Here is a 21226-nt window from a genome sequence, read left to right on the forward strand (position 1 = left end):
CGAAAAAATAGAGTAGATTATCCCAATTTCGAAAGGTAATTTCTTGAATTTTTATTCTATTTTCAAACAATTTATTGTTGTAAAACTTTACGAGGTTTTGTTCCTTCAGCAGGTCCAATAACACCTGCCATCTCTAATTCTTCCATCAATCGAGTGGCTCGGTTAAATCCAACCGAAAGACGGCGCTGGATCATGGATGCACTTGCTTTTTGAGTTTCAATAACTAATGCCTTGGCTTCTTCAAAGAGTGGATCCCCGCCCTCATCGCCAGAGCCAGAATCACCATCAGTCTCAGATACTTCTCCTGGGTCAAAACTGTCATCATAATCCGCATCAGCTTGAGCCTTAATGAAATTTACGATGCGTTCCACATCATCATCTGAGATAAAGGAACCTTGCAAGCGAACAGGATGGTTTTCATCAATTGGTTTAAAGAGCATATCCCCTCGGCCGAGTAATTTCTCCGCACCATTTTCATCCAAAATCGTACGTGAATCTGTTCCTGAAGAAACAGCGAATGCTACACGTGACGGCACATTTGCCTTAATCAAACCAGAGATAACATCCACTGAAGGACGCTGGGTTGCAAGAATCATGTGAATACCAGCCGCACGCGCCTTCTGTCCAAGTCGGATAATGGCATCTTCTACTTCCTTACTAGCAACCATCATGAGGTCAGCCAACTCATCCACAATCACGATGATTAAAGGTAGAGGTACTTGTTTGTACTCTGATTGAGCGTTGAATTCCTCAACCTTAGCATTAAAACCAGCAATATTTCGAACTCCAACTTTGGCGAAAAGCTCATAGCGATTTTCCATCTCATCAACGACTTTTTGAAGGGCCTTGCTGGCCTTACGAGGGTTGGTCACAACTGGAATCAAGAGATGAGGGATATCGTTGTAAACGGATAACTCGACCATCTTAGGGTCCACCATCATAAACTTAACTTGATCAGGACGAGCCTTCATGAGAATACTTGCGATGATTCCGTTGACTGCAACGGATTTACCAGAACCAGTCGAACCAGCTACAAGTAAGTGAGGCATTTTAGCCAAATCAAAACTACGAGCCTTACCATTGACTGCTTTCCCAAGAGGAATTTCTAATAGATTTTCAGGTTTTGTTTGTGATTGTTCCCAAAGTTCACGGAAGGATACCGTTGCAATTTCAGAGTTTGGAACTTCGATACCGACCAAGGATTTTCCTGGAATTGGTGCCTCAATACGGACGTCCTTTGCAGCCAAGGCTAGAGCCAAGTCGTCTGCTAGATTGGAAATACGGTTGACACGGACACCAACTGCAGGTTTAACCTCATACTTGGTCACCGACGGACCGATTTCTGCTCTTTCTACAGTCACTTTAATACCAAAACTTGCGAAGGTCTCTTCCAAAATTTTGATATTTTCTCGTACGATTTTCTTTTCCTTGGACTGGTCTTTGGGCTTATCTGGTGCAAAGAGTTGCAAGCTTGGAAGCTTATACTCCAAGGCCTTTTTAGCAGAAAAATCTACTTCTACCTCTTCATCATCATCATCTTCTTCAGAGAAAACTTCTTCCTCTGGATAGTCTCCTTCTTCAGGGTAATCAAAATCAGCTTGCGGGAGAATAATCTCAGGTTCCACCCATTCCTCCTCTGGAAGCGGAGGAAATTCTTGCAGTGGTTCGTCTGATAAGATTTCTCCTGTTTCCATATCTACAGGCTGCATGCCAAGCAAAGCCTGCTCTTCTCTTTCTTTTTCAAGTCTTGCTTGCTCTTCTGCCTCTCTTCGTGCCTTCTCCTCTTCACGCTTGATAAAGCGTTCTTGTTTTTTCTGTTCACGGCGTTCCATCCAGATAGCAAATCGAGCTGAAAGAAAATCAGCAATATCATAGATAGACCATGGACTCATTAAAAGAGCCCCGATTAGGATTAAGATTGCCCCTATGAAATAGGTACCGATGTTTGAGAACAAAAAGGCTACCGGAATGTAGAGACCTACCCCTAACAAGCCTCCCCCTGCAAAACTGGTTACTTGAAAACTGGTTAAATCTTTAAAGATTTGTCCAATCGTTCCTTGAAAAACAGCATTTGCCATGCTAAGCTTCCAGACAAGATAAGCTTGAAAGATGAGGAGCAAGCCTGCAAAAATAAAGAAGAAACCTGCTAGCAAGCCTTCTTGTTTATGAATCCATTTAAAGAAGAATAGATAAATCAAGAGAGAGAAAATAGCTAAGTATGCTAAACTCCCTACGAGTAAGCGAATCAGGTTATAAACAGTGATTCCGACAGCTCCCCATTTTAGAGCTGCAAAAATTAAACAGATAGCCAAAGCTAAGGAAATCAGCATTCGTTGAATCGCTTGTTTTCTTTCCAATTCTGCTTTAGACGGTCTTCGTCTTGTTTTAGTTGTATTCTTGTTTGCCATGCTTCTATTATATCATATTTCAGAAACTTTTCGAGGGGTTAAAAAATGACTGCCCACTTTCGTGTTCAGTCATTTGAATGTGTTTGTGATTATTTTTCTAATGGTTTACGAAGGTAACCGTAAACGACACCACTGACAATTGCTCCTACCAAGACAAAGGCAAGGTAAAGAAGAGCATTTGAAGTAAGGGCGATAACGAAGATTCCTCCATGAGGAGCCATGAGTTTGATATTTGCAAGACCAACAAGTCCACCTGCTACTGCTGAACCAAGGATAAAGCTTGGAATAGCACGAGCAGGGTCTGCTGCACCGAACGGAATCGCACCTTCAGTGATGAATGACAAGCCCATAACGATATTTGTCAAACCAGAGTTACGTTCTTCTTTAGTAAATTTATCTTTGAAAAGAAGAGTTGCCACAAAGATTGCTAGTGGTGGAACCATCCCTCCAGCCATAACTGCTGCCATGGCTACTGAACCACCTGTTGCCACTGTTGCTGCAAGAGTACCAGTACCAAAGACGTAGGCTGCTTTATTGACAGGTCCACCCATATCGACAGCCATCATTCCTCCAAGAACGACTCCAAGAAGAACAGCTGATCCACCTTCAAGACCACCAAGGAAGTTGTTCATACCAGTGTTGATTGCGGCCATTGGGATGTTAACAGCAAGCATGACAAATCCTGTCAAGACTGTTCCAAGAAGTGGCAAGAGAAGGATTGATTTTGCACCTTCAAGTGAGCGAGGAACCTTCACGTATTTTTTAACTAAGAGTACCAAGGCACCTGCGATAAATCCACCAACAAGAGCTCCAAGGAAACCTGATGATACTCCTGCAAGAGCTGAAGTTGCTTCACCGCCCTGAGCGTAAGGGATTTTACCAAAGGCATAACCTTCTTTAGCGATAGCACCAGCTACGAAACCGGCTACCAAACCTGGTTTTTCAGCGATTGAGTAAGCAACATATCCAGCAAAGACTGGAAGCATCAAACCAAAGGCTGATCCACCGATTTTCATGAACATCGAAGCGAGTTCATGGTAAGAACCAAGATTTCCAAGGCTCTCATTAGGCACACCCATAGCACCATCAATCAAGAAGGCGAGGGCAATCATGATACCACCACCAATAACGAATGGCAACATTTGAGATACACCACTCATCAAGTGTTTGTAGAAGGCACCACCGATGCTTTGTTTTTCATTAGATGCTGTTGAAGCTTGCACTCCATTAGCAGCACGGTAAACTTCAGCATTTCCAGAAAGAGCCAAGTTGATCAACTCTTCTGTCTTACGAATACCGTCTGCTACTGGACGATTTACCAATGGTTTGCCATCGAAACGATCCATTTCAACTGCTTTATCTGCAGCGATAATTACAGCTTTAGCCTTACGGATATCTTCTGCTGTCAATTTGTTGCCAACACCGCTGGCACCATTAGTTTCAACCTTGATACCAACACCCATTTCTGCAGCCACTTTTTGAAGTGCTTCTTGGGCCATGTATGTGTGGGCAATTCCTGTTGTACAAGCTGTAACTGCTACGATAAAGTCACCAGATTCATTTGCAGAAGCTTGAACTGGTTCCTCAGCTTTTTCTGAAGCTTGGTCAAAGAGTTCAATGACTTGATCAGCTGATGTTACTTGACGAAGCTTATCAGCAAATCCGTCTTTCATCAAATATTGTGACAATTCTGCTAAGGCAGCCAAGTGAGTATCATTGGCACCTTCTGGAGCAGCAATCATAAAGAAGAGGTCAGTTGCTTGCCCGTCTAAACTTTCGTAGTCAACACCCTTGTTTGACTTAGCAAAGAGAACAGTTGCTTCTTTAACTGCAGCATTTTTGCTGTGTGGCATAGCGATACCGTCGCCCAAGCCTGTAGAAGTCAAAGCTTCACGCGCTAAAATTCCTTCTTTAAAGGTTTCAAAATCTGTCACGTATCCATGCTCCACCAAGCTATGAATCATTTCTTCGATAGCTGCTGTTTTTTCAGTTGCTTGCAAATCAAGTAACATGACATCTTTTCTCAATAAATCTTGAATTTTCATCTTTTTTCTACCTCAACTTTTTCATAAGTTTCTTTAATAAATGCTGCAGTTGCTAAATCATCTGAGAAGGTAGTTGCTGTTCCACAAGCCACTCCCCACTTGAAGGCTTCTACTGCATCTTTTGATTTGACAAACTCACCCGTAAATCCAGCAACCATAGAGTCACCAGCCCCCACTGAGTTTTTCACTGTTCCCTTGATTGGTTTAGCAAAGTATGCTCCATCTGATGTTACCAGAAGGGCACCATCACCAGCCATAGAGATAATCACGTTTTGAGCACCCTTAGCCAGCAATTCTCGAGCGTATTTCTCTATTTCATCAAGGCTTTCAAGCTTGACTCCAAAGATAGCTCCCAGTTCATGATTATTTGGTTTGACCAAAAGTGGTTGATAATCCAAACTATCAATCAAGGTTTGACCTTCAAAGTCACAGACTACTTGTGCGCCTGTCTGACGGGTCAAGGCAATCAAATCCTTATAGATGACATTACCCAAGTTTTTAGCACTCGAACCTGCAAATACAACTGTATCTTCTGCTGTGAGACTTGAAAGAATGGCTTTTAACTCTTCAAGTTGTTCGGGCTCAACATTAGGACCTGTCCCATTGATTTCAGTTTCTTGGTCTGCTTTGATCTTGACATTAATACGCGTATCTTCTGCCACTTGGACAAATTGCGTTTCAATTTGTTCTTCAGTTAAAGTATCTGTGATAAATTTTCCAGTAAAGCCTCCGATGAAACCTGTCGCTGTATTTGGAATATCCAAACGCTTCAAGACACGGCTAACATTGATACCTTTACCGCCAGCAAACTTATCATCACTATCCATACGATTAACACTACCAACTTCCACTTTGTCCAAACGGACAATGTAGTCTATAGATGGATTGAGTGTGACTGTATAAATCATACTTCTATTACCTCCGTTTTCTCTTTGATAGCTGACAAGAGCTCGTGACCCTTGCTTGTAATGACAATAGCACGTTTTATAGGAGCTACCTTAGCGAAACAAGACTGACCAATCTTGGATGAATCTGCTAGAACATATGTCTGTTTAGAATTTTCTAAGATAGCACGCTTGACGGCGCCCTCCTCCATATCTGGAGTTGTAAAGTAACCTTCATCTACACCGTTCATACCAATAAAGGCACGATCAAAGTGCAGTTGGTTAATCTGATTGAGAGCTACTCCTCCGATACTGGCATCAGTTGTCATCTTGACTCCACCACCGATAATGACTGTTGGAATTTGCTTATCCACTAATTGAACCGCATGGTGAATGGAATTAGTTACTACTGTAATGTCTTTTCGCTCCAATTCTTTAATGAGAAATGCTGTCGTACTTCCTGCATCCACAAAGATAACATCTTTTTCTTTGATGAGGGAAGATGCTCTTTGAGCAATCAACTTTTTCTCTTGAAGGTTTTTGACAGATTTTTCTTGAATGGTTTCTTCTTCTTGCAAGGAGTGAGGCAACTCTGCTCCTCCATGCACTCGACGAAGTTTATTTTCAGACTCCAATTCATCTAAATCACGTCTGACCGTTGATTCTGAAGTATCTAACAAGCCTACCAATTTCTCTAGAGAGACGATTTTATGCTGTTTCAATTCTTCTAAAATCAACTTTTTTCTCTCACTTTTTAGCATTGGTTTACCTCCTGTTAACGATTACATTATTCATTTTATCATAAAAAAAATCAAAGTCAAGCATTTTTTGTCACTTTCTTTCATTTTCTATCGCTGACTCCTCAACTTTAAATAAATTTGCAAGAAAGTAGGCTTTGTGGTAGACTAGGTTAGTAACTATTGGAAGATTACTCAAGAGGCTTAAGAGGCCGTGTTGGAAACGCGGTAGGCGTGTTAAAGCGTGCGTGGGTTCGAATCCCATGTCTTCCGTTTATTTTCTAAAAAAGATACCCAAGAAATCTTGGGTATCTTTTTTCTTATATGTTTGTTTTCTAACTTGGGTGAATTTCTTAGAAAATATCAAATAACAATTTCACATTGAGAATTGTTAAGATAATGGAAACAATATAACCAAGGATGGTATTCCATTTAGCATTGGTAAATTCGCCCATCAGTGATTTCTTAGAAGTTAGATAAATCAAAGGGAAGATTGAAAATGGAAGAGCGATTGAAAGAAAGACCTGCGAATAAACCAATAACTGATCCAAGGTTTTTTCCTGATGACCAAACACAACTGCTACAATCATGACAGGCAACAAGGCAAAGAGACGAGTTGCCAAACGAATGAACCATTGAGGCAATCTCATATGCAAGAAACCTTCCATAACGATTTGTCCAGTCAAGGTACCCGTAATTGTCGAATTCTGACCACTGGCTAATAAAGCCAAGGCAAACAAGGTTGATAAGGTTGAGCTAGCTATAGCTCCTGCAATAGTAGAATCCTGCAAGGCATTATACATTTGAGAGAAGGCAGAAATCTCGGATGCATGGCCGAAAAAGAGAGCCGCCCCGAGAATTAATAGAAGGGAGTTAACGATAAAGGCCAAGGACAGTTGAAGATTTGAATCCCAGGTCATAAAGCGCACGGCTTTTCGAACATCATTCTTGTCCTTGTGATTGATTTTCCGAGTTTGAGACAAGGAAGAATGCAAATAGAGGTTATGGGGCATCACTGTCGCACCCACGATACCTAACGCCAAGGTTAATTGACTTTCATGCCCTGGCAAAGGACTTTCAAATAAGGTTGCATTCGGTAGATAACCCTCAACGATTCCTTGGAAGCTTGGATGTGACAAAGCTACCAGATAAGTAAAGATTGCTAAAATCGTTAAAATCAGTGTTGTCACAATAGCTTCAATCTTCTTAAAGCCAAATTTCATCAAAAGCAATAAGAGAAAGACATCTAGAACCGTCAAAAGGATGGCTATCATAATCGGAATCTTAAAGAGAAGATTGAGAGCAATCGCTGAACCTAGAACTTCTGCCAGATCTGTCGCCATCAAGGCTAATTCTAAAATCACCCATAGACTATAACGAAGCCATTTAGGTGAATGATGAGCCGTTGCTTGAGCCAGGTCCATCTGGGTTACAATACCAAGCTTTCCTGCCATCTGCTGAAGTTGCATGGCAATGAGAGATGAAATCAAGATAACAAACAAGAGACTATACTTATAGGAAGCACCACCGACTACACTGGTAATCCAGTTTCCTGGATCCATATAACCAACTGCGACAAGAGCACCCGGACCTAAAAAGGCCTTTAAATTTTGCCAGAAATGATTGTTATTTGGAGTATCGATAGATTGATTAATCTCAGAGAGTGACATTTTTTTATGAGAAAACATAGATACTTACCTCTTTCTAAACCTACTTTTTCATTATTTTCTATTAGAGAAAAATAAGATTGACTTTAAACTATTAAAACAATGAAAACTATATGAAAAACATTTAGTTTTTTCATTATTTTTCTTAAGGCACCTTAATATTTTTCTTAAGGCACCTTAATTATAACAGAAAATATGATAAAAACTTAAGAAAATTCAGGACTTGATTTAATATTTAGGATACAACAAAATGTTGTATTCTTTTTTTGCAAAAGAATACCAAAGAATAAAATAAAAAACGTTGTAAAAACAACGTTTTAGAAAGATTTACAAAACAATGTAAATTATCAATGGAGCCGGTGGGAGTCGAACCCACGTCCAAACACCTGCTAACATATTTGTCTACAACCATAGGTTATGTATTGTTTTAACAATCCCTCGACACATAACTCAAGCCTAGGAACTGCGAGTCTATAAATCTCTTACCAAACTGCTAGACAAAGCTTGATCGTATCTCGCTAATAATAAGACCTGTCATCAGACACGAGCAATCCGAATCGGGTCACGCCTGCTGGTTTTTAGGCAGCTAGAGCGTAAGAAGTGTTATTTTTTGCAGTTATATTTAACTGAGCGTTTACGTCGCCACACGAGTCGCAAAATATGCCTCATAATGCCTGTCGAATCCGTAACGACCCCAAAGACTATAAAGATATTATACCTTATCTAGGTTAAAAAAGCAAAAATGCAAGTAGATGTCTAGAAAAGTCTAGTTTTCAAGGTTTCTGATAGAGCCTGATAGCCAGAAACGCTAAGGTGAAGCCCATCTGTTGTATAGTCAGATTTGAGTTGCCCTTCCTGATCGAGTAGCTCTTCAAAAGCAGACACATATTCTACCTGCATGTATGCAGAAGCTAGCTCTTGATAGGCTTGGTTCCAGGCCTTGATTTTCTCATTTGTGCGAATATAAACTGTCTGTTTGTATTCTTCCCCTTGATGAACTGGCATAATAGAAACTAGCTTAATCTGTGACAGCGGATAGTCACGAGAAATACTTTGAATTACACTTTCAAGATTCGTTAATGCTTGACTCATTGGAACATCTTTCCCGATGTCATTGGTCCCAATCAAAATCACAATTTGATCCACTGCATCACCATAGAGGTGGGCATCAAGGTTATCTAGTAAAAGTCCAGTTTGATAGCCTCGAATACCTCGGTTCACAATGGTCTTTGTTGTCCCTAGTAATTCTTGCAAGGGATAATACTCAACAATAGAATCTCCAATAAAGATGATATCTGGTTCAATTACAGAAATCTGGTTGAGTTCACGATACTTGGTTTGGATTTTCTCCTGCTCTTTTAAGAGCCAATTTTCTAATAGCTGTACTGCCAAGTTATTCTCCTCTTTCTAGCCAGTTCTCTAAAACTTTGTAAACACCCGCCTGACTGTTGGCTGGAGCTACTTTTGTCGCAACTCTCTTAACAGCCTCTTCTGCATTTTCCATAGCGTATGAAATTCCTGCCAACTCTAACATTTCAATGTCATTTTCACTATCACCGAAGGCCATGATTTGTTCAGGTTTTAAGTTCCAACGTTTGAGTAATTCTACTAGCCCCCACGCTTTATGAATCCCATCTTGTAAGATATCAATACAGCCATAACCGCTGGAAACAGCTCGCACATGCCCATCAAATAGGTCATTAATTTCCTGTAAAACCGAATCCAATCGCTCTTCACCAACTACCATGCTCATCTTGAGAACACCACCGAAGAGATTAGAGTCAAATTCATCGACAAAGTTCATTCGTTGATAGAGCTTCTCAATCATCTCTGGAGTCATAAATTTATCAAGTTCTGTAAAAACAGTACCTTTCTTTACAAAACCACCATTCATCGCAGTTACGACAAACTGATTCTGACATTCTCTACCTTTAAAATGAGCTAAAGCCCTATCAACCATGGCATCATCCCAAGTTTGTGCTTGAATCAATTCATTATTTTCGAATATCCGAGCACCATTAGCAACTACCAGAACGACTCTTTCTGCTAGATGTCCCAGTAATTGTCGCATACGATGAACTTCATTTCCAGTCGCAATGACAAACCGAACGCCACGGTGGTCCAGCTTATCTAAAATTTTCTCTAAGCGAGGAAGGTCTAGTTGACCTCTTGGATCTAACAAAGTACCATCCATATCCGTTGCTACTATCTTAATTTCCATTTTGTCTCCTTGAGATTCGAATCACTACCACTTCAAACCTACATGTTCATTCATTTCTTTATAGGCTGTATCAATCCGTTCCTTGGTAGCCTCGTCTAACTGACTACGGTATTTCCCACCCTCAATAAAGTCTTCCAGGATATAAGTTTGGTAAAGATAGAGTGGGTATCCTTCTGGAGAATAGCCTCCCTTTGGAGTACGACTCACCCAGCTTGGATGGGCTTGGGCAGTTTCGATAGTCGTTTTACCGGATTTCTTCTTAATGGTCACATCCATGAGAACTCCACGTTCCGTCCACTTGGCATTTTCAACATCCTGCATGGTTTCAATCCGTTGATTTGAGATGAAATTCCCCATAGAGTAAATGATAAGCTTTTTATCACCTTCTTTTTCAACCGTTTCAGCTGGTTCAACAACATGAGGATGACCACCAAAGATAATATCAGCACCCCAATCAATCATTTTATGGTAAAGTTTCTTTTGCTCCTCAGTCGGCTCAATTTGATACTCAACTCCCATCTGAGGCATGATAATTGTAATATCTGCCTCTTTCTCTGCTCGCTCAATTTCAGCCTTCATTTTATCTTCATCTAAGTCTGAAAGATAGCGATTATAATCCTCTTGAGAAATGCTTTGTTCAATGCCATTAAAACCATAGGAATAGGCTAAAATAGCAACTTTAATTCCATTGACTTCCTTGATAACTAAAGGCGCCTCACTTCTAGATTCATGAGTATAAACCCCGACTGGTGTCATTCCTGCCTTTTCAATAGCATCCGCAGTTGATACTACTCCCTCAATCTGAGAATCCAAGATATGATTGTGAGCCAAGTCTAGCACTTGATAGCCTGCATCTTTTATAGCATTCATAACTTCACCAGGTGCATTAAACAAAGGATAACCTGCAAGATAGTGGTCTTTATTTACGGTTCCTTCAAAATCACCAAGAACTAAGTCAGCTTGCTTCAGCCAAGGTTTTACGTATTCAAAGTTTTCATGAAAATCGTAGGTACCGTCTGCCTTTTTTGCTGAAATGTAGATGATGTCATGGTAAAGCAAATCACCATTTGCCATGATGCGAGCACTTGTTTCCTGTTCCGTTACAGTAGTTTTCTCCTTAGAATCAGCACTCTGACTCACTGTAGTTACACTACTATTCACTAATGGAACTCCCTTAATTCCTTGAGCTAATAAAGTCAAAGCCATCGAAATCGCAACAACAATCAACAACACAACAACAAAGGTTTTATTACTCCATTGGCGATAGTTTCTAAAAAAACGAATAAATTTTCTGACAAGTCCTAAGACAGGATCTTTTTGATTTCTACTACTGCGTTTTTCCATCTTTTCTCTCCTTGCTTTTTAATGCAAGTCTCCTTACTTTATTATACCACAGACAAATTGGTATTTCCTTTTATTAGCAACTTCTGTGACTTTCTTTCTCAACTATTTTGTGTTATCATGGAATTGTAATGGAAGGAAGGAGAGAAGATGTCTGCTATAGAACGTATTACAAAAGCTTCACATTTAATCGATATGAAAGATATTATCCGCGAGGGCAATCCAACCCTACGTGCAGTTGCCGAGGAAGTCAGTTTCCCATTGAGCAATCAAGATATCATCCTTGGTGAGAAAATGATGCAATTTTTGAAACATTCACAAGACCCAGTTATGGCTGAAAAGTTAGGGCTACGTGGAGGAGTCGGACTTGCTGCACCACAACTAGATATCTCAAAACGCATCATTACTGTTTTAGTTCCTAATATCACCGAGGAAGGTGAAACACCTCAAGAAGCCTATGACTTACAAGCTGTTATGTACAATCCTAAGATTGTCTCACACTCAGTCCAAGACGCTGCTCTAGGAGAGGGAGAAGGTTGCCTATCAGTCGATCGTGCTGTCCCAGGTTATGTTATCCGCCATGCTCGAGTAACTGTCGACTACTTTGATAAGGACGGTGAAAAACATCGCATCAAGCTAAAAGGCTACAACTCCATCGTTGTCCAACATGAAATTGACCACTTAAATGGTATTATGTTTTACGATCGAATTAACGAAAAAGACCCCTTTGAAATCAAAGAAGGCCTACTCATTCTGGAATAAAGAAAATCCCGTTGCAAGACGGGGTTTTATGTTATAATAGAGCCATGAGAATAAATGATATTGTCTATGGCGTTCACGCCGTTACCGAAGCACTGTTAGCAAATACTGGAAACAAACTCTATCTCCAGGATGATTTACGAGGTAAGAATGTAGAAAAAGTCAAGGAACTGGCAACTGAAAAGAAAGTGTCCATTTCTTGGACTTCAAAAAAATCTCTTTCCGAAATGACTGAAGGAGCTGTTCACCAGGGCTTCGTGTTACGTGTTTCTGAATTTGCCTATACTGAACTTGAGCAGATTCTTGCTCAGACTCGCCAAGAAGAAAACCCACTAGTATTGATCCTCGATGGACTAACTGACCCTCATAACTTAGGTTCTATCCTAAGAACAGCCGATGCAACCAACGTTTCAGGTGTCATTATTCCCAAACACCGAGCTGTCGGCGTCACTCCAGTTGTTGCTAAAACAGCGACTGGTGCTATCGAGCACGTTCCTATCGCTCGTGTGACCAATCTCAGCCAAACCTTGGATAAACTTAAAGAAGAAGGTTTTTGGACTTTTGGGACCGATATGAATGGAACTCCTTGCCATAAATGGAACACAAGTGGCAAAGTCGCTCTTATTATCGGAAATGAAGGAAAAGGTATCTCAAGCAACATCAAAAAGCAAGTGGACGAGATGGTCACTATTCCAATGAATGGTCACGTACAAAGTCTCAATGCCAGTGTCGCAGCTGCTATCCTCATGTACGAAGTCTTCCGCAATCGATTATAAAAAAGTGAGGTTGGGACAAAAGATCCCGACCTCACTTTTTATTAGCAATCAAACTTTGACGCGGTAGCTGATTGAACTTTTTGTTCGTCTTTTAGACTCCAAAAAGCTCCTAATCATCCTCGCGGGGCTGGGACTACGAAATCGAGACTTTGTCTATCGATTTCTGTCCCACCGCCTTTTTAACTATGTTCAGTAATATATTTATAGGCTTCTTGACCTGCAATAGCCCCATCTCCAACTGCTGTTGTAACTTGGCGAAGGTCTTTCTGACGAACATCTCCAACTGCAAAGACACCTGCAACACTTGTCTTCATATGGTCATCTGTCACAATCCAACCTGACTCATCTTGGATTTGTAAATCTTTTGTAAAATCGCTGACTGGATCTAAACCAACATAGATAAAGACACCACCAAAGGCATGTTCAGTCACTTGATTTGTTTTAACATTTTCAATGACAACTGACTCCACACGATTTTCACCTTTGATTTCTTTAACAACAGAATCCCAAATGAACTTGATTTTTTCATTGGCAAAGGCGCGATCTTGCAAGACTTTTTGAGCACGAAGTTCATCACGACGGTGAACGATGGTTACTGATTTTGCAAACTGTGTTAAGAAGATTGCTTCCTCAACTGCTGAGTCACCACCACCTACAACTAACAAATCTTGGTCACGGAAAAAAGCTCCATCACAGACCGCACAGTAAGAAACACCACGGCTATTGAGTTCTTCTTCACCTGGAACTCCCAAGAGACGGTGCTTAGAACCTGTCGCTACGATAACTGTGCGAGTTTCATAAACTTGGTCGTCTGTTACGACTTTTTTAAATTCGCCATGGTCCTCAACATTTTCAACAAAGCCATAAAGATGCTCAACACCAAGATTTTCAAGTGGTTCAAACATCTTTTCAGCTAATTCTGGACCACTGATATTGGCATAGCCTGGATAGTTTTCAATATCAGAAGTGTTATTCATCTGACCACCTGGAAGACCACCTTCGATCAAAGCAACTTCCAGATTACTGCGTGCTGCATACAAGGCTGCAGTCATCCCAGCAGGACCTGCACCGATAATAATCGTATCGTACATTCTATTTCCTTCTTTCTTGTTGTAACTATTCTTATTCTAACGGATAAAATCCTATTTGACAACTATTAAGCCTTGAGAACCAGCAAAATACTCATGGTTGCAAAAGACAATACTGGAATTGTTAGAACTCCAATCATAATCATATCATAGAGGTGAGCCTGACGCTCCTTAGCAGTTTTGTCCACACCTGATAGAGCTCTCAAACCAATCCAAAGCCCTAAGACAACCAAGACTAGTAAAATCGTCAAAACCAAACTCTCTAAATACAAAGCAAATAGCTGAACTAGCATGCTCTCTCTCATTTCTATTATTTTTAAAGAGCAAACCCAGTTAGCTTAGCCAACTGAGTTTTTCTTATCTTCTATTATATCAGATATAGGTTCGTTTGTAACTAGCAAAGAATTCTTTTGTTCGTTCTTCTTTAGGATGGTTGATAATCTCATCCGGTGTTCCAGATTCAATAATCTTTCCTTTATCCAAGAATAAAACCTTATCAGCCACTTGAGCAACAAATGACATATCATGACTAACCAAAACCATGGTTTGACCTGATTTTGCAGCATTGGCAATCGATCTTTCTACCTCACCAACCAATTCTGGGTCCAGTGCTGAAGTTGGTTCATCCAAGAGTAAGACGTCTGGTTTCATGGCTAGAGCACGCGCTATAGCGACCCGTTGTTTTTGCCCCCCTGACAAGTGACGCGGATAATGCTGTTCACGATCAGAAAGCCCAACCTTAGCTAGCTCTTCCTTAGCAATTTCAGTCGCTTCTTCGTTCGATAGTTTTTTAACGACAACCAAGCCTTCTTTAACATTATCTAGCGCTGTTCTACGCTCAAATAAATTAAACTGTTGGAAAACCATCGATAGTTTACGACGAAGAGTCAGAATTTCTTCTTGCGTAATTTGAGAAAAATCAACTTTGAAATCATCAATCTGAATACTTCCACTATCAGGAGTTTCTAGATAGTTTAGGCTACGAAGAAAAGTTGATTTCCCAGCTCCTGAAGAACCAATTAAGGCAACAACTTCTCCTTTTTGAATATCTAAATTCAGATGATCCAAAACGGTTTGACCTGAAAAGGATTTGCTTAAATTTGAAATTTTAATCATCAGCGAAGCTCTCCTTTCACATCTGTCTCAACATTATCTGGTGCTGTAATAGCCATTTTTCTTTCAATGAAACGGCCAATATTTTCAATAACGATATTTACCACCCAATAGACGAGAGCTACTGAGATGAAACGTTCAAAGTAACGATAGTCTGCACCACCCAAAATCTGAGCTTGGGCAAAGACTTCTACAACACCTGCACTGAAGGCTAGGGAAGTCCCCTTGGTCAAGCCAATCAAGGAGTTAATCAAGGTTGGTGTTGCAACTACTGCTGCATTGGGAATAATCACTCGACGATAAACTTGCGCACGTGTCATACCAAGACTACGAGCAGCTTCAATCTCACCTGGATTTACAGAAAGAATTGCCGCACGAATGGTTTCACTAGCATAGGCTGCCTCGTTAAAAGCAAAAGCCACAATCGCAAATGTTGCTGCTGGAATAGCATTAATGTTCAGAGAAGTTCCCCATTGTTGATTCAAGGCTTTCAAAGCCAATGGAATTCCATAATAAGTCAACATCAGTTGAACTAAAATTGGAGTTCCTTTTAGGAAACTTACAAAAAAGGCTTGTAATGGGTATATAAATCTAACTCGGTTGATTTTCACGATAGCAAAGACTAGGGCTAGCATGATACCAAAAAAGGCACCAAATACTGTTAACATCAAAGTTGTAGGTAATTGCTGTACAATTCTTGGAATCCCATCAAAGACAGAACGCCAACTAAAAAGTTTGCCATCTGGAATATATTGCATCAAATTTTGATACCAATCAGATGCTAAAATCGTTGTAACATTCATAGAAACATCCTCTCAAGATAATGATTCATTCTATCATACTTATGCTCTAATTAAAAATATTTGCTACGAGCATATCGGATTTCATCTACCTTCTAGTGTATCATACTTTAAAAGTGGGAGGTTATATATTTTATCTATCAAGGAGATAGAAAAAAACTAATTCAAATCCAAGTTATTGTATGATTTACGATAGCCAATTTGTTTTACAAGACCATTTTCAACTAGTATTGGACGTTTTAACAGCATACCATCACTGGCCAAGAGTTTGGCTGCTTCTTTGTTTGACAATGTTCCAACCTTATCTTTCAATCCGAGTTCACGATATTTGATTCCACTAGTATTGAAAAATTGCTTCAATTCAAATCCCGAAGTTTCGAGCCAGTTTAAAATGACCTTTTCACTCGGAGTCTCTTCAACGATATGAACGTCTTTATATTCTAGTCCGAGTTGATCTAATTCTTTCTTAGCTTTTTTACAAGTTGTACATTTTGGATATTCGATAAATTCTAACATTTTCTTCTCTTTCTATTTTTTATTTTCTTGATAACTTGCACCTTCATGCCTCAAAAGCCAAGCCTTCTTTTCGAGTCCCCAAGCATAGCCTGTCAGACGTCCTCCAGCACCTAGCACACGGTGACAGGGTACAAGGATAGACCAAGGATTGCGACCTACTGCTCCTCCGACTGCTTGAGCAGAAGCCACCTGCAGGTCCTTAGCTATTTGCCCATAAGTAACTGTCTGACCAAAAGGAATTCCTCGCAAGTAGTTCCAGACTCTTTTTTCAAAATCACTACCGACAGGAGCTAAAGGTAATCCAGATAAGTCTTGATCTTGCCCCTTAAAATAAGTTTCTAAATAGGAAGTAATTTGATTTAAAATGGGATGACTCTCAACAACAGTCACATCATTTTCAGATAATCCCTTCTCAAAATCGCTCTCTTCTTCAATCCATATCCCAAACAAAAAATGGTCATCTGCTACCAGAGATAGGGGGCCAATCGGTGACTTGTATAGCATCTTTACATACTTCTTAGGCATTTGATTTTAATTTTTGATAGGCCAAGCGTTCCCCGTCTACTGGAACTTTACCAACCTGTTTGAAGCCAAGTTTTTCAAAGATATGCTGCATGGCTATGTTTTTAGCGTGCGTATCTGAACGAAAATCTAGGTAATCGAAGCCTTCAACCAAGCCTTCTAAAAAGGTCTGAGCAACACCTTGACCTTGCGAGTCTCTAGCAACAGCAATACGGTGAAATACTAAGTATTCTGCTTCATTTCCCTCCCAGTTGCCATCATAAATTGCTTCATAAGCTTTTTCTGGGCTCTTAGTCACTGCTGCATAGGCTAAGAGGTCCCCTTCGTCTAGGGCTACATAAGCTTGACCAGAGACGATGTCTTCAATAATGGTATCTGCATCTGGGTAGCCGTTTTGCCACTGAGTGCTGCCAGCTTCTGCCAAACATTTCTTGGCTCCCTCAATCACTTGCATAATTGCATCAACTTCGTTTGGAAAGGCTAAGCGAATCTCCATCATTTATCCTCTTTTCATACTATTTCTCTCATCATAGCATAAATTATTTCTTTCTACAAGCACTTGAAACTTGACTTATTATTTCTAATATTTTATAATCTAGTTATTAAAACTAGATAAAAAGGAGTTGAAAATGAATACTACTTTTTCCTATCCAAAATGGGAAGAAATTCCAAGTATCAATCTCTATCTGGACCAGGTTCTGCTTTATGTCAATCAAATCTGTCCTCCTGCTTCTCCTGACAAGGAGAAAGGTTTGACAGCATCCATGGTGAACAACTATGTCAAACACGGTTATATCAGTAAACCTGAAAAGAAAAAATATCAACGCAAACAAATCGCACGATTGATTGCTATTACCACTCTCAAGTCTGTTTTTTCTATCCAAGAAATTGCTCAAACCCTAAACACCCTACACACAGAGACTAACTCACAAGAACTTTACAATGCTTTTGTGGACTATATGAATGAAGATATTGATCCAGCTAATCCCATTATCCAAGCAAGCTGCCAAACGGTCAAACTCTATCATCAAACTCTTGCACAAGTCTATACAGAAACCCCAGAGGAGGAAATAAATGAATACTAGTTTCAAACTTAGTAAACGACTTAGTTTTGGAGAAGAAATTGCCAACAGTGTCACCCATGCTGTTGGAGCCTTTATCATGCTGATTTTACTTCCTATCTCTTCCACTTACAGCTATGAGGCTCATGGTCTTTTATCCTCTGTAGGTGTCTCCATTTTTGTCATTAGCCTCTTTCTCATGTTCTTATCATCAACTATTTATCATTCTATGGCTTATGGTTCAACTCATAAATATGTGTTACGAATTATTGACCATTCTATGATTTATGTTGCGATTGCAGGTTCTTATACCCCGGTGGTTTTAACCCTGATGAATAATTGGTTTGGTTACCTCATTATTGCTATCCAATGGGGGACAACTATTTTCGGTATTCTTTATAAAATCTTTGCCAAGAAGGTCAATGAAAAATTTAGTCTCATCCTTTACCTCATCATGGGGTGGCTTGTATTGGCTATCTTACCAGCAATCATCAGTCAGACAAGTCCAATGTTTTGGAGTCTTATGGTATCGGGTGGCCTTTGCTATACAGTTGGCGCTGGATTCTACGCTAAAAAGAAACCATACTTCCATATGATTTGGCATCTCTTCATTCTAGCAGCCTCTGCTCTCCAATATATTGCTATTGTTTATTACATGTAAAAAAGAAGTTGGGAAAAATCCCAACCTCTTTTTTTATTTACACATATTCATAAAGTACTGATGCAAACGAAGATCATTTGTCAATTCAGGATGAAAGGAGGTTACCAGCATATTCTTTTCTTGTGCAGCTACGATTTGATTGTTCACAATCGCTAGAATATCAACACTGTCACCAACACTACTGATAATCGGGCCACGGATAAAGGTCATTGGAATTTTACCAATGCCCTTGCAGTCAGCTTCTGTATAAAAGCTTCCTAGCTGACGTCCATAGGCATTGCGCTCTACTACTATGTCCATGGTCGCTAGATGGCTTTCCTCTTGAGAAGTGATTTGTTTTGCTAGCAAAATTAAACCCGCACAAGTTCCAAAGACTGGTAAACCATTGAGAATAGCCTCTCTTAGAGGAATGAGCATCTGCTGATCTCGCAACAGTTTCCCCATGGCCGTTGACTCACCTCCTGGCAAAATCAAACCTGATAGCTCACTTCGATGTTGCTGAAAATCTTCTAGGTTTCGCAGTTCAATACTTTCAACTCCTAGTTGAGCAAGCATTTTCTCGTGTTCTGCAAAGGCACCTTGCAAGGCCAAGATTCCAATTTTCATCTATTTTCCTCGCTCAGCCATGAGAATTTGGATTTCATTCTCATTGATACCTACCATGGCTTCTCCCAAGTCTTCCGAGATTTGAGCTAGAATTTGAGGATTCTGATAGTTTGTAACTGCCTTAACAATTGCTGCGGCACGTTTAACAGGATCACCTGATTTGAAAATCCCTGAGCCAACAAAGACGCCTTCTGCACCAAGCTGCATCATAAGAGCAGCATCCGCTGGTGTTGCAACCCCTCCAGCCGCAAAGTTGACAACTGGCAATTTCCCATGTTCGTGAACGTATTGAACTAATTCTACAGGTACTTGGAGTTCTTTTGCAGCAACATATAACTCGTCCTCACGGAGGTTTTGAATGCGGCGAATTTCTTGATTCATCATACGCATATGACGAACCGCCTGAACAATATCTCCTGTTCCTGGTTCCCCTTTTGTACGGATCATAGAAGCTCCTTCAGCGATACGGCGCAAGGCTTCTCCTAGGTCTTTAGCACCACAGACAAAAGGAACTTGAAATTCTTTCTTGTCCACATGAAAACGGTCATCAGCTGGAGATAGAACTTCGCTCTCATCGATATAGTCAATTTCGATGGCCTCTAAAATCTGTGCTTCAACAAAATGCCCAATTCGAACCTTAGCCATAACTGGAATGCTGACCGCTTCTTGGATTTCCTTAATCATCTTTGGATCGCTCATGCGAGAAACTCCACCAGCCGCACGAATGTCAGCTGGAATTCGCTCCAAGGCCATAACTGCTGCCGCACCTGCAGCCTCAGCAATTCTTGCTTGTTCAGGATTTTGAACATCCATGATGACGCCACCTTTAAGCATCTGTGCCAAATTCTTATTTAATTCATAACGATTTTCAGTCATTTTTTTCATCCTCAATAGTTGTATTGGTAGCTACATTTTTATTGTAAGGTATTTAAGACTGCATAACAAGATAAAATAAATCGATTTGTCCGGGTACAATTATCTCTATAACAAAAAAGCACCCACATTGGGTACTTTTATTTCTTAGATTTTTTTATACTTTTTACAAGATAAAAGAGATATCCTGAAACCATGTAGGCAACAAAGATAGTTGCTGCCCATTTAAAGACAAAACCCCAACCATGTTTGGTAGCATTCAAAAAGAAATAAGGGAAGGGACTATCCTTAGCATTAGGGACATCCATCTTTAGAACAAAACCGTTTAAGAGGGCAAAAATCATATAAAGCAAAGGAAGGCTAGTCCAAAGCATGGGATCAACTAACTTATATTGACGACTCTTATCAAAAATAACTGTATCTGCTAAAAACCAGAGAGGGACAATATAATGGCAAAGGAAATTTTCCAAACGGTAAAAATCTGTCGTCAAGGGAGCTAGCATGAAATGATAGATGACACAAGTAATCATAATACTCATAGTGACGCCACCTTTGAGACGTAGAATACCAGGACTCTGCCAACTATCACCACCACTACGCATCTTTATCAAAAGATAGCCTGTAAAAAGTACAACCAGAAGGTTAGAAAGGACTGTATAGTAGAGTAACATCCCTAAACCACCGCGTTTTGTAATCTCCAAGTATACACCAGTAAAGGCTGCTATAAATAAAAAGATACGACTATAAAATATTACTTTTTCATTTTTAATCATGATTAAATCTTCTTCACAAATTCTGATTTTAGCTTCATAGCTCCAAACCCATCAATCTTACAATCGATGTTGTGGTCACCCTCTACAATACGAATGTTTTTAACTCGTGTACCTTGCTTAAGATCTTTTGGCGCTCCTTTAACCTTCAAATCTTTAATCAAGGTTACTGTATCTCCATCGGCTAATTTGTTACCATTTGCATCAATAGCAACAATGCCTTCTTCAACTTCTGCTTGTTCAGCAGGATTCCACTCGTAAGCACATTCTGGACAAACTAGAAGTGCGCCATCTTCATATACATATTCTGAATTACATTTTGGGCAATTTGGTAATTGACTCATGTTATCTCCTTAAAAAAATTTATGATTATTTGAT

At 40.0% G+C, this 21226-nt stretch carries 23 protein-coding genes, 1 tRNA gene and 1 other RNA gene; 5 read left to right on the top strand and 20 right to left on the bottom strand.

Annotated features, from left to right (window positions below; genetic code table 11):
• Positions 1–71: 71 nt before the first annotated feature.
• The 4 genes from I1J71_RS04870 to I1J71_RS04885 form a co-directional block, all read right to left on the bottom strand.
• A complete protein-coding gene (locus I1J71_RS04870; protein ID WP_324248682.1) occupies positions 72–2357 on the bottom strand; it encodes a DNA translocase FtsK in 2286 nt (761 codons plus the stop codon).
• 140 nt (positions 2358–2497) lie between these two features.
• Complete coding sequence (locus I1J71_RS04875) at positions 2498–4453, bottom strand: fructose-specific PTS transporter subunit EIIC (protein WP_195183922.1); 1956 nt, start codon at positions 4451–4453, stop codon at positions 2498–2500.
• Positions 4450–5361, bottom strand: a complete 912-nt coding sequence (gene pfkB / locus I1J71_RS04880) for a 1-phosphofructokinase (RefSeq protein WP_195183923.1) — start codon at positions 5359–5361, stop codon at positions 4450–4452. The genes I1J71_RS04875 and pfkB overlap by 4 nt, the downstream gene beginning before the upstream one ends.
• Positions 5358–6098 (bottom strand): DeoR/GlpR family DNA-binding transcription regulator, encoded by a 741-nt coding sequence (locus tag I1J71_RS04885; protein WP_006152490.1) that lies wholly within the window; start codon positions 6096–6098, stop codon positions 5358–5360. Before I1J71_RS04885 ends, pfkB begins: the two co-directional genes overlap by 4 nt.
• Before the next feature lie 161 nt (positions 6099–6259).
• On the opposite strand from I1J71_RS04885, the gene I1J71_RS04890 reads away from it, so the two are divergent.
• Positions 6260–6347 (top strand) — tRNA-Ser (locus I1J71_RS04890).
• A gap of 80 nt (positions 6348–6427) precedes the next feature.
• Here I1J71_RS04890 and I1J71_RS04895 read toward each other — a convergent pair.
• The 5 genes from I1J71_RS04895 to I1J71_RS04915 form a co-directional block, all read right to left on the bottom strand.
• Positions 6428–7762, bottom strand: a complete 1335-nt coding sequence (locus I1J71_RS04895) for an Nramp family divalent metal transporter (protein ID WP_195183924.1) — start codon at positions 7760–7762, stop codon at positions 6428–6430.
• Between the two features lie 327 nt (positions 7763–8089).
• Positions 8090–8437: a transfer-messenger RNA gene (ssrA, locus tag I1J71_RS04900) on the bottom strand.
• A 60-nt stretch (positions 8438–8497) separates the two neighbouring features.
• Positions 8498–9133, bottom strand: a complete 636-nt coding sequence (locus I1J71_RS04905; RefSeq protein ID WP_195183925.1) for an SGNH/GDSL hydrolase family protein — start codon at positions 9131–9133, stop codon at positions 8498–8500.
• 1 nt (position 9134) lies between these two features.
• Positions 9135–9962: an HAD family hydrolase gene (locus I1J71_RS04910; protein ID WP_195183926.1), complete on the bottom strand. Its 828-nt coding sequence runs from the start codon at positions 9960–9962 to the stop codon at positions 9135–9137.
• A gap of 24 nt (positions 9963–9986) precedes the next feature.
• Positions 9987–11306 (bottom strand): CapA family protein, encoded by a 1320-nt coding sequence (locus tag I1J71_RS04915; protein WP_195183927.1) that lies wholly within the window; start codon positions 11304–11306, stop codon positions 9987–9989.
• A 147-nt stretch (positions 11307–11453) separates the two neighbouring features.
• Between I1J71_RS04915 and def the strand changes: the two genes are divergently transcribed.
• Complete coding sequence (gene def, locus I1J71_RS04920; protein ID WP_195183928.1) at positions 11454–12065, top strand: peptide deformylase; 612 nt, start codon at positions 11454–11456, stop codon at positions 12063–12065.
• Positions 12066–12109: 44 nt separating this feature from the next.
• Entirely contained in the window at positions 12110–12838 is a 729-nt protein-coding gene (gene rlmB / locus I1J71_RS04925) for a 23S rRNA (guanosine(2251)-2'-O)-methyltransferase RlmB (RefSeq protein ID WP_195183929.1), read from the top strand.
• Positions 12839–13017: 179 nt separating this feature from the next.
• On the opposite strand, the gene trxB is transcribed toward rlmB, so the two are convergent.
• The 7 genes from trxB to I1J71_RS04960 all read right to left on the bottom strand — a co-directional run bounded on the left by trxB (position 13018) and on the right by I1J71_RS04960 (position 17373).
• The gene (trxB, locus tag I1J71_RS04930) at positions 13018–13929 is read right to left on the bottom strand and encodes a thioredoxin-disulfide reductase (RefSeq protein WP_195183930.1); all 912 of its coding nucleotides are present in this window, start codon (positions 13927–13929) and stop codon (positions 13018–13020) included.
• Between the two features lie 65 nt (positions 13930–13994).
• On the bottom strand, positions 13995–14219 hold the full coding sequence (locus I1J71_RS04935) for a DUF4059 family protein (protein ID WP_195183931.1): 225 nt from the start codon (positions 14217–14219) through the stop codon (positions 13995–13997).
• Positions 14220–14298: 79 nt separating this feature from the next.
• Positions 14299–15042 (bottom strand): amino acid ABC transporter ATP-binding protein, encoded by a 744-nt coding sequence (locus tag I1J71_RS04940; RefSeq protein ID WP_195183932.1) that lies wholly within the window; start codon positions 15040–15042, stop codon positions 14299–14301.
• Positions 15042–15842, bottom strand: a complete 801-nt coding sequence (locus I1J71_RS04945) for an amino acid ABC transporter permease (protein ID WP_195183933.1) — start codon at positions 15840–15842, stop codon at positions 15042–15044. The genes I1J71_RS04940 and I1J71_RS04945 overlap by 1 nt, the downstream gene beginning before the upstream one ends.
• A gap of 156 nt (positions 15843–15998) precedes the next feature.
• Entirely contained in the window at positions 15999–16355 is a 357-nt protein-coding gene (locus I1J71_RS04950) for a Spx/MgsR family RNA polymerase-binding regulatory protein (RefSeq protein WP_006148818.1), read from the bottom strand.
• A 12-nt stretch (positions 16356–16367) separates the two neighbouring features.
• Positions 16368–16859 (bottom strand): methylated-DNA--[protein]-cysteine S-methyltransferase, encoded by a 492-nt coding sequence (locus tag I1J71_RS04955; RefSeq protein WP_195183934.1) that lies wholly within the window; start codon positions 16857–16859, stop codon positions 16368–16370.
• Positions 16860–16872: 13 nt separating this feature from the next.
• The gene (locus I1J71_RS04960) at positions 16873–17373 is read right to left on the bottom strand and encodes a GNAT family N-acetyltransferase (protein WP_195183966.1); all 501 of its coding nucleotides are present in this window, start codon (positions 17371–17373) and stop codon (positions 16873–16875) included.
• Positions 17374–17506: 133 nt separating this feature from the next.
• On the opposite strand from I1J71_RS04960, the gene I1J71_RS04965 reads away from it, so the two are divergent.
• A complete protein-coding gene (locus I1J71_RS04965) occupies positions 17507–17962 on the top strand; it encodes a DUF1836 domain-containing protein (RefSeq protein WP_195183935.1) in 456 nt (151 codons plus the stop codon).
• A complete protein-coding gene (gene trhA, locus I1J71_RS04970; RefSeq protein WP_195183936.1) occupies positions 17952–18599 on the top strand; it encodes a PAQR family membrane homeostasis protein TrhA in 648 nt (215 codons plus the stop codon). Before I1J71_RS04965 ends, trhA begins: the two co-directional genes overlap by 11 nt.
• Before the next feature lie 33 nt (positions 18600–18632).
• Here the strand turns inward: trhA and pdxT are convergent, their stop codons facing one another.
• The 4 genes from pdxT to I1J71_RS04990 all read right to left on the bottom strand — a co-directional run bounded on the left by pdxT (position 18633) and on the right by I1J71_RS04990 (position 21192).
• On the bottom strand, positions 18633–19205 hold the full coding sequence (pdxT, locus tag I1J71_RS04975; protein ID WP_195183937.1) for a pyridoxal 5'-phosphate synthase glutaminase subunit PdxT: 573 nt from the start codon (positions 19203–19205) through the stop codon (positions 18633–18635).
• A complete protein-coding gene (gene pdxS, locus I1J71_RS04980) occupies positions 19206–20081 on the bottom strand; it encodes a pyridoxal 5'-phosphate synthase lyase subunit PdxS (RefSeq protein ID WP_006153788.1) in 876 nt (291 codons plus the stop codon). It abuts the gene before it with no gap.
• A 137-nt stretch (positions 20082–20218) separates the two neighbouring features.
• Entirely contained in the window at positions 20219–20851 is a 633-nt protein-coding gene (locus tag I1J71_RS04985; RefSeq protein ID WP_195183938.1) for a Pr6Pr family membrane protein, read from the bottom strand.
• Positions 20852–20853: 2 nt separating this feature from the next.
• Positions 20854–21192, bottom strand: coding sequence for a zinc ribbon domain-containing protein YjdM (locus I1J71_RS04990; protein ID WP_004253903.1), 339 nt, complete (start codon positions 21190–21192; stop codon positions 20854–20856).
• Between the last annotated feature and the right edge of the window lie 34 nt (positions 21193–21226).

Source organism: Streptococcus infantis (assembly GCF_015546995.1).
In the GTDB taxonomy this organism is placed as follows: Bacteria; Bacillota; Bacilli; order Lactobacillales; family Streptococcaceae; genus Streptococcus; species Streptococcus infantis_J.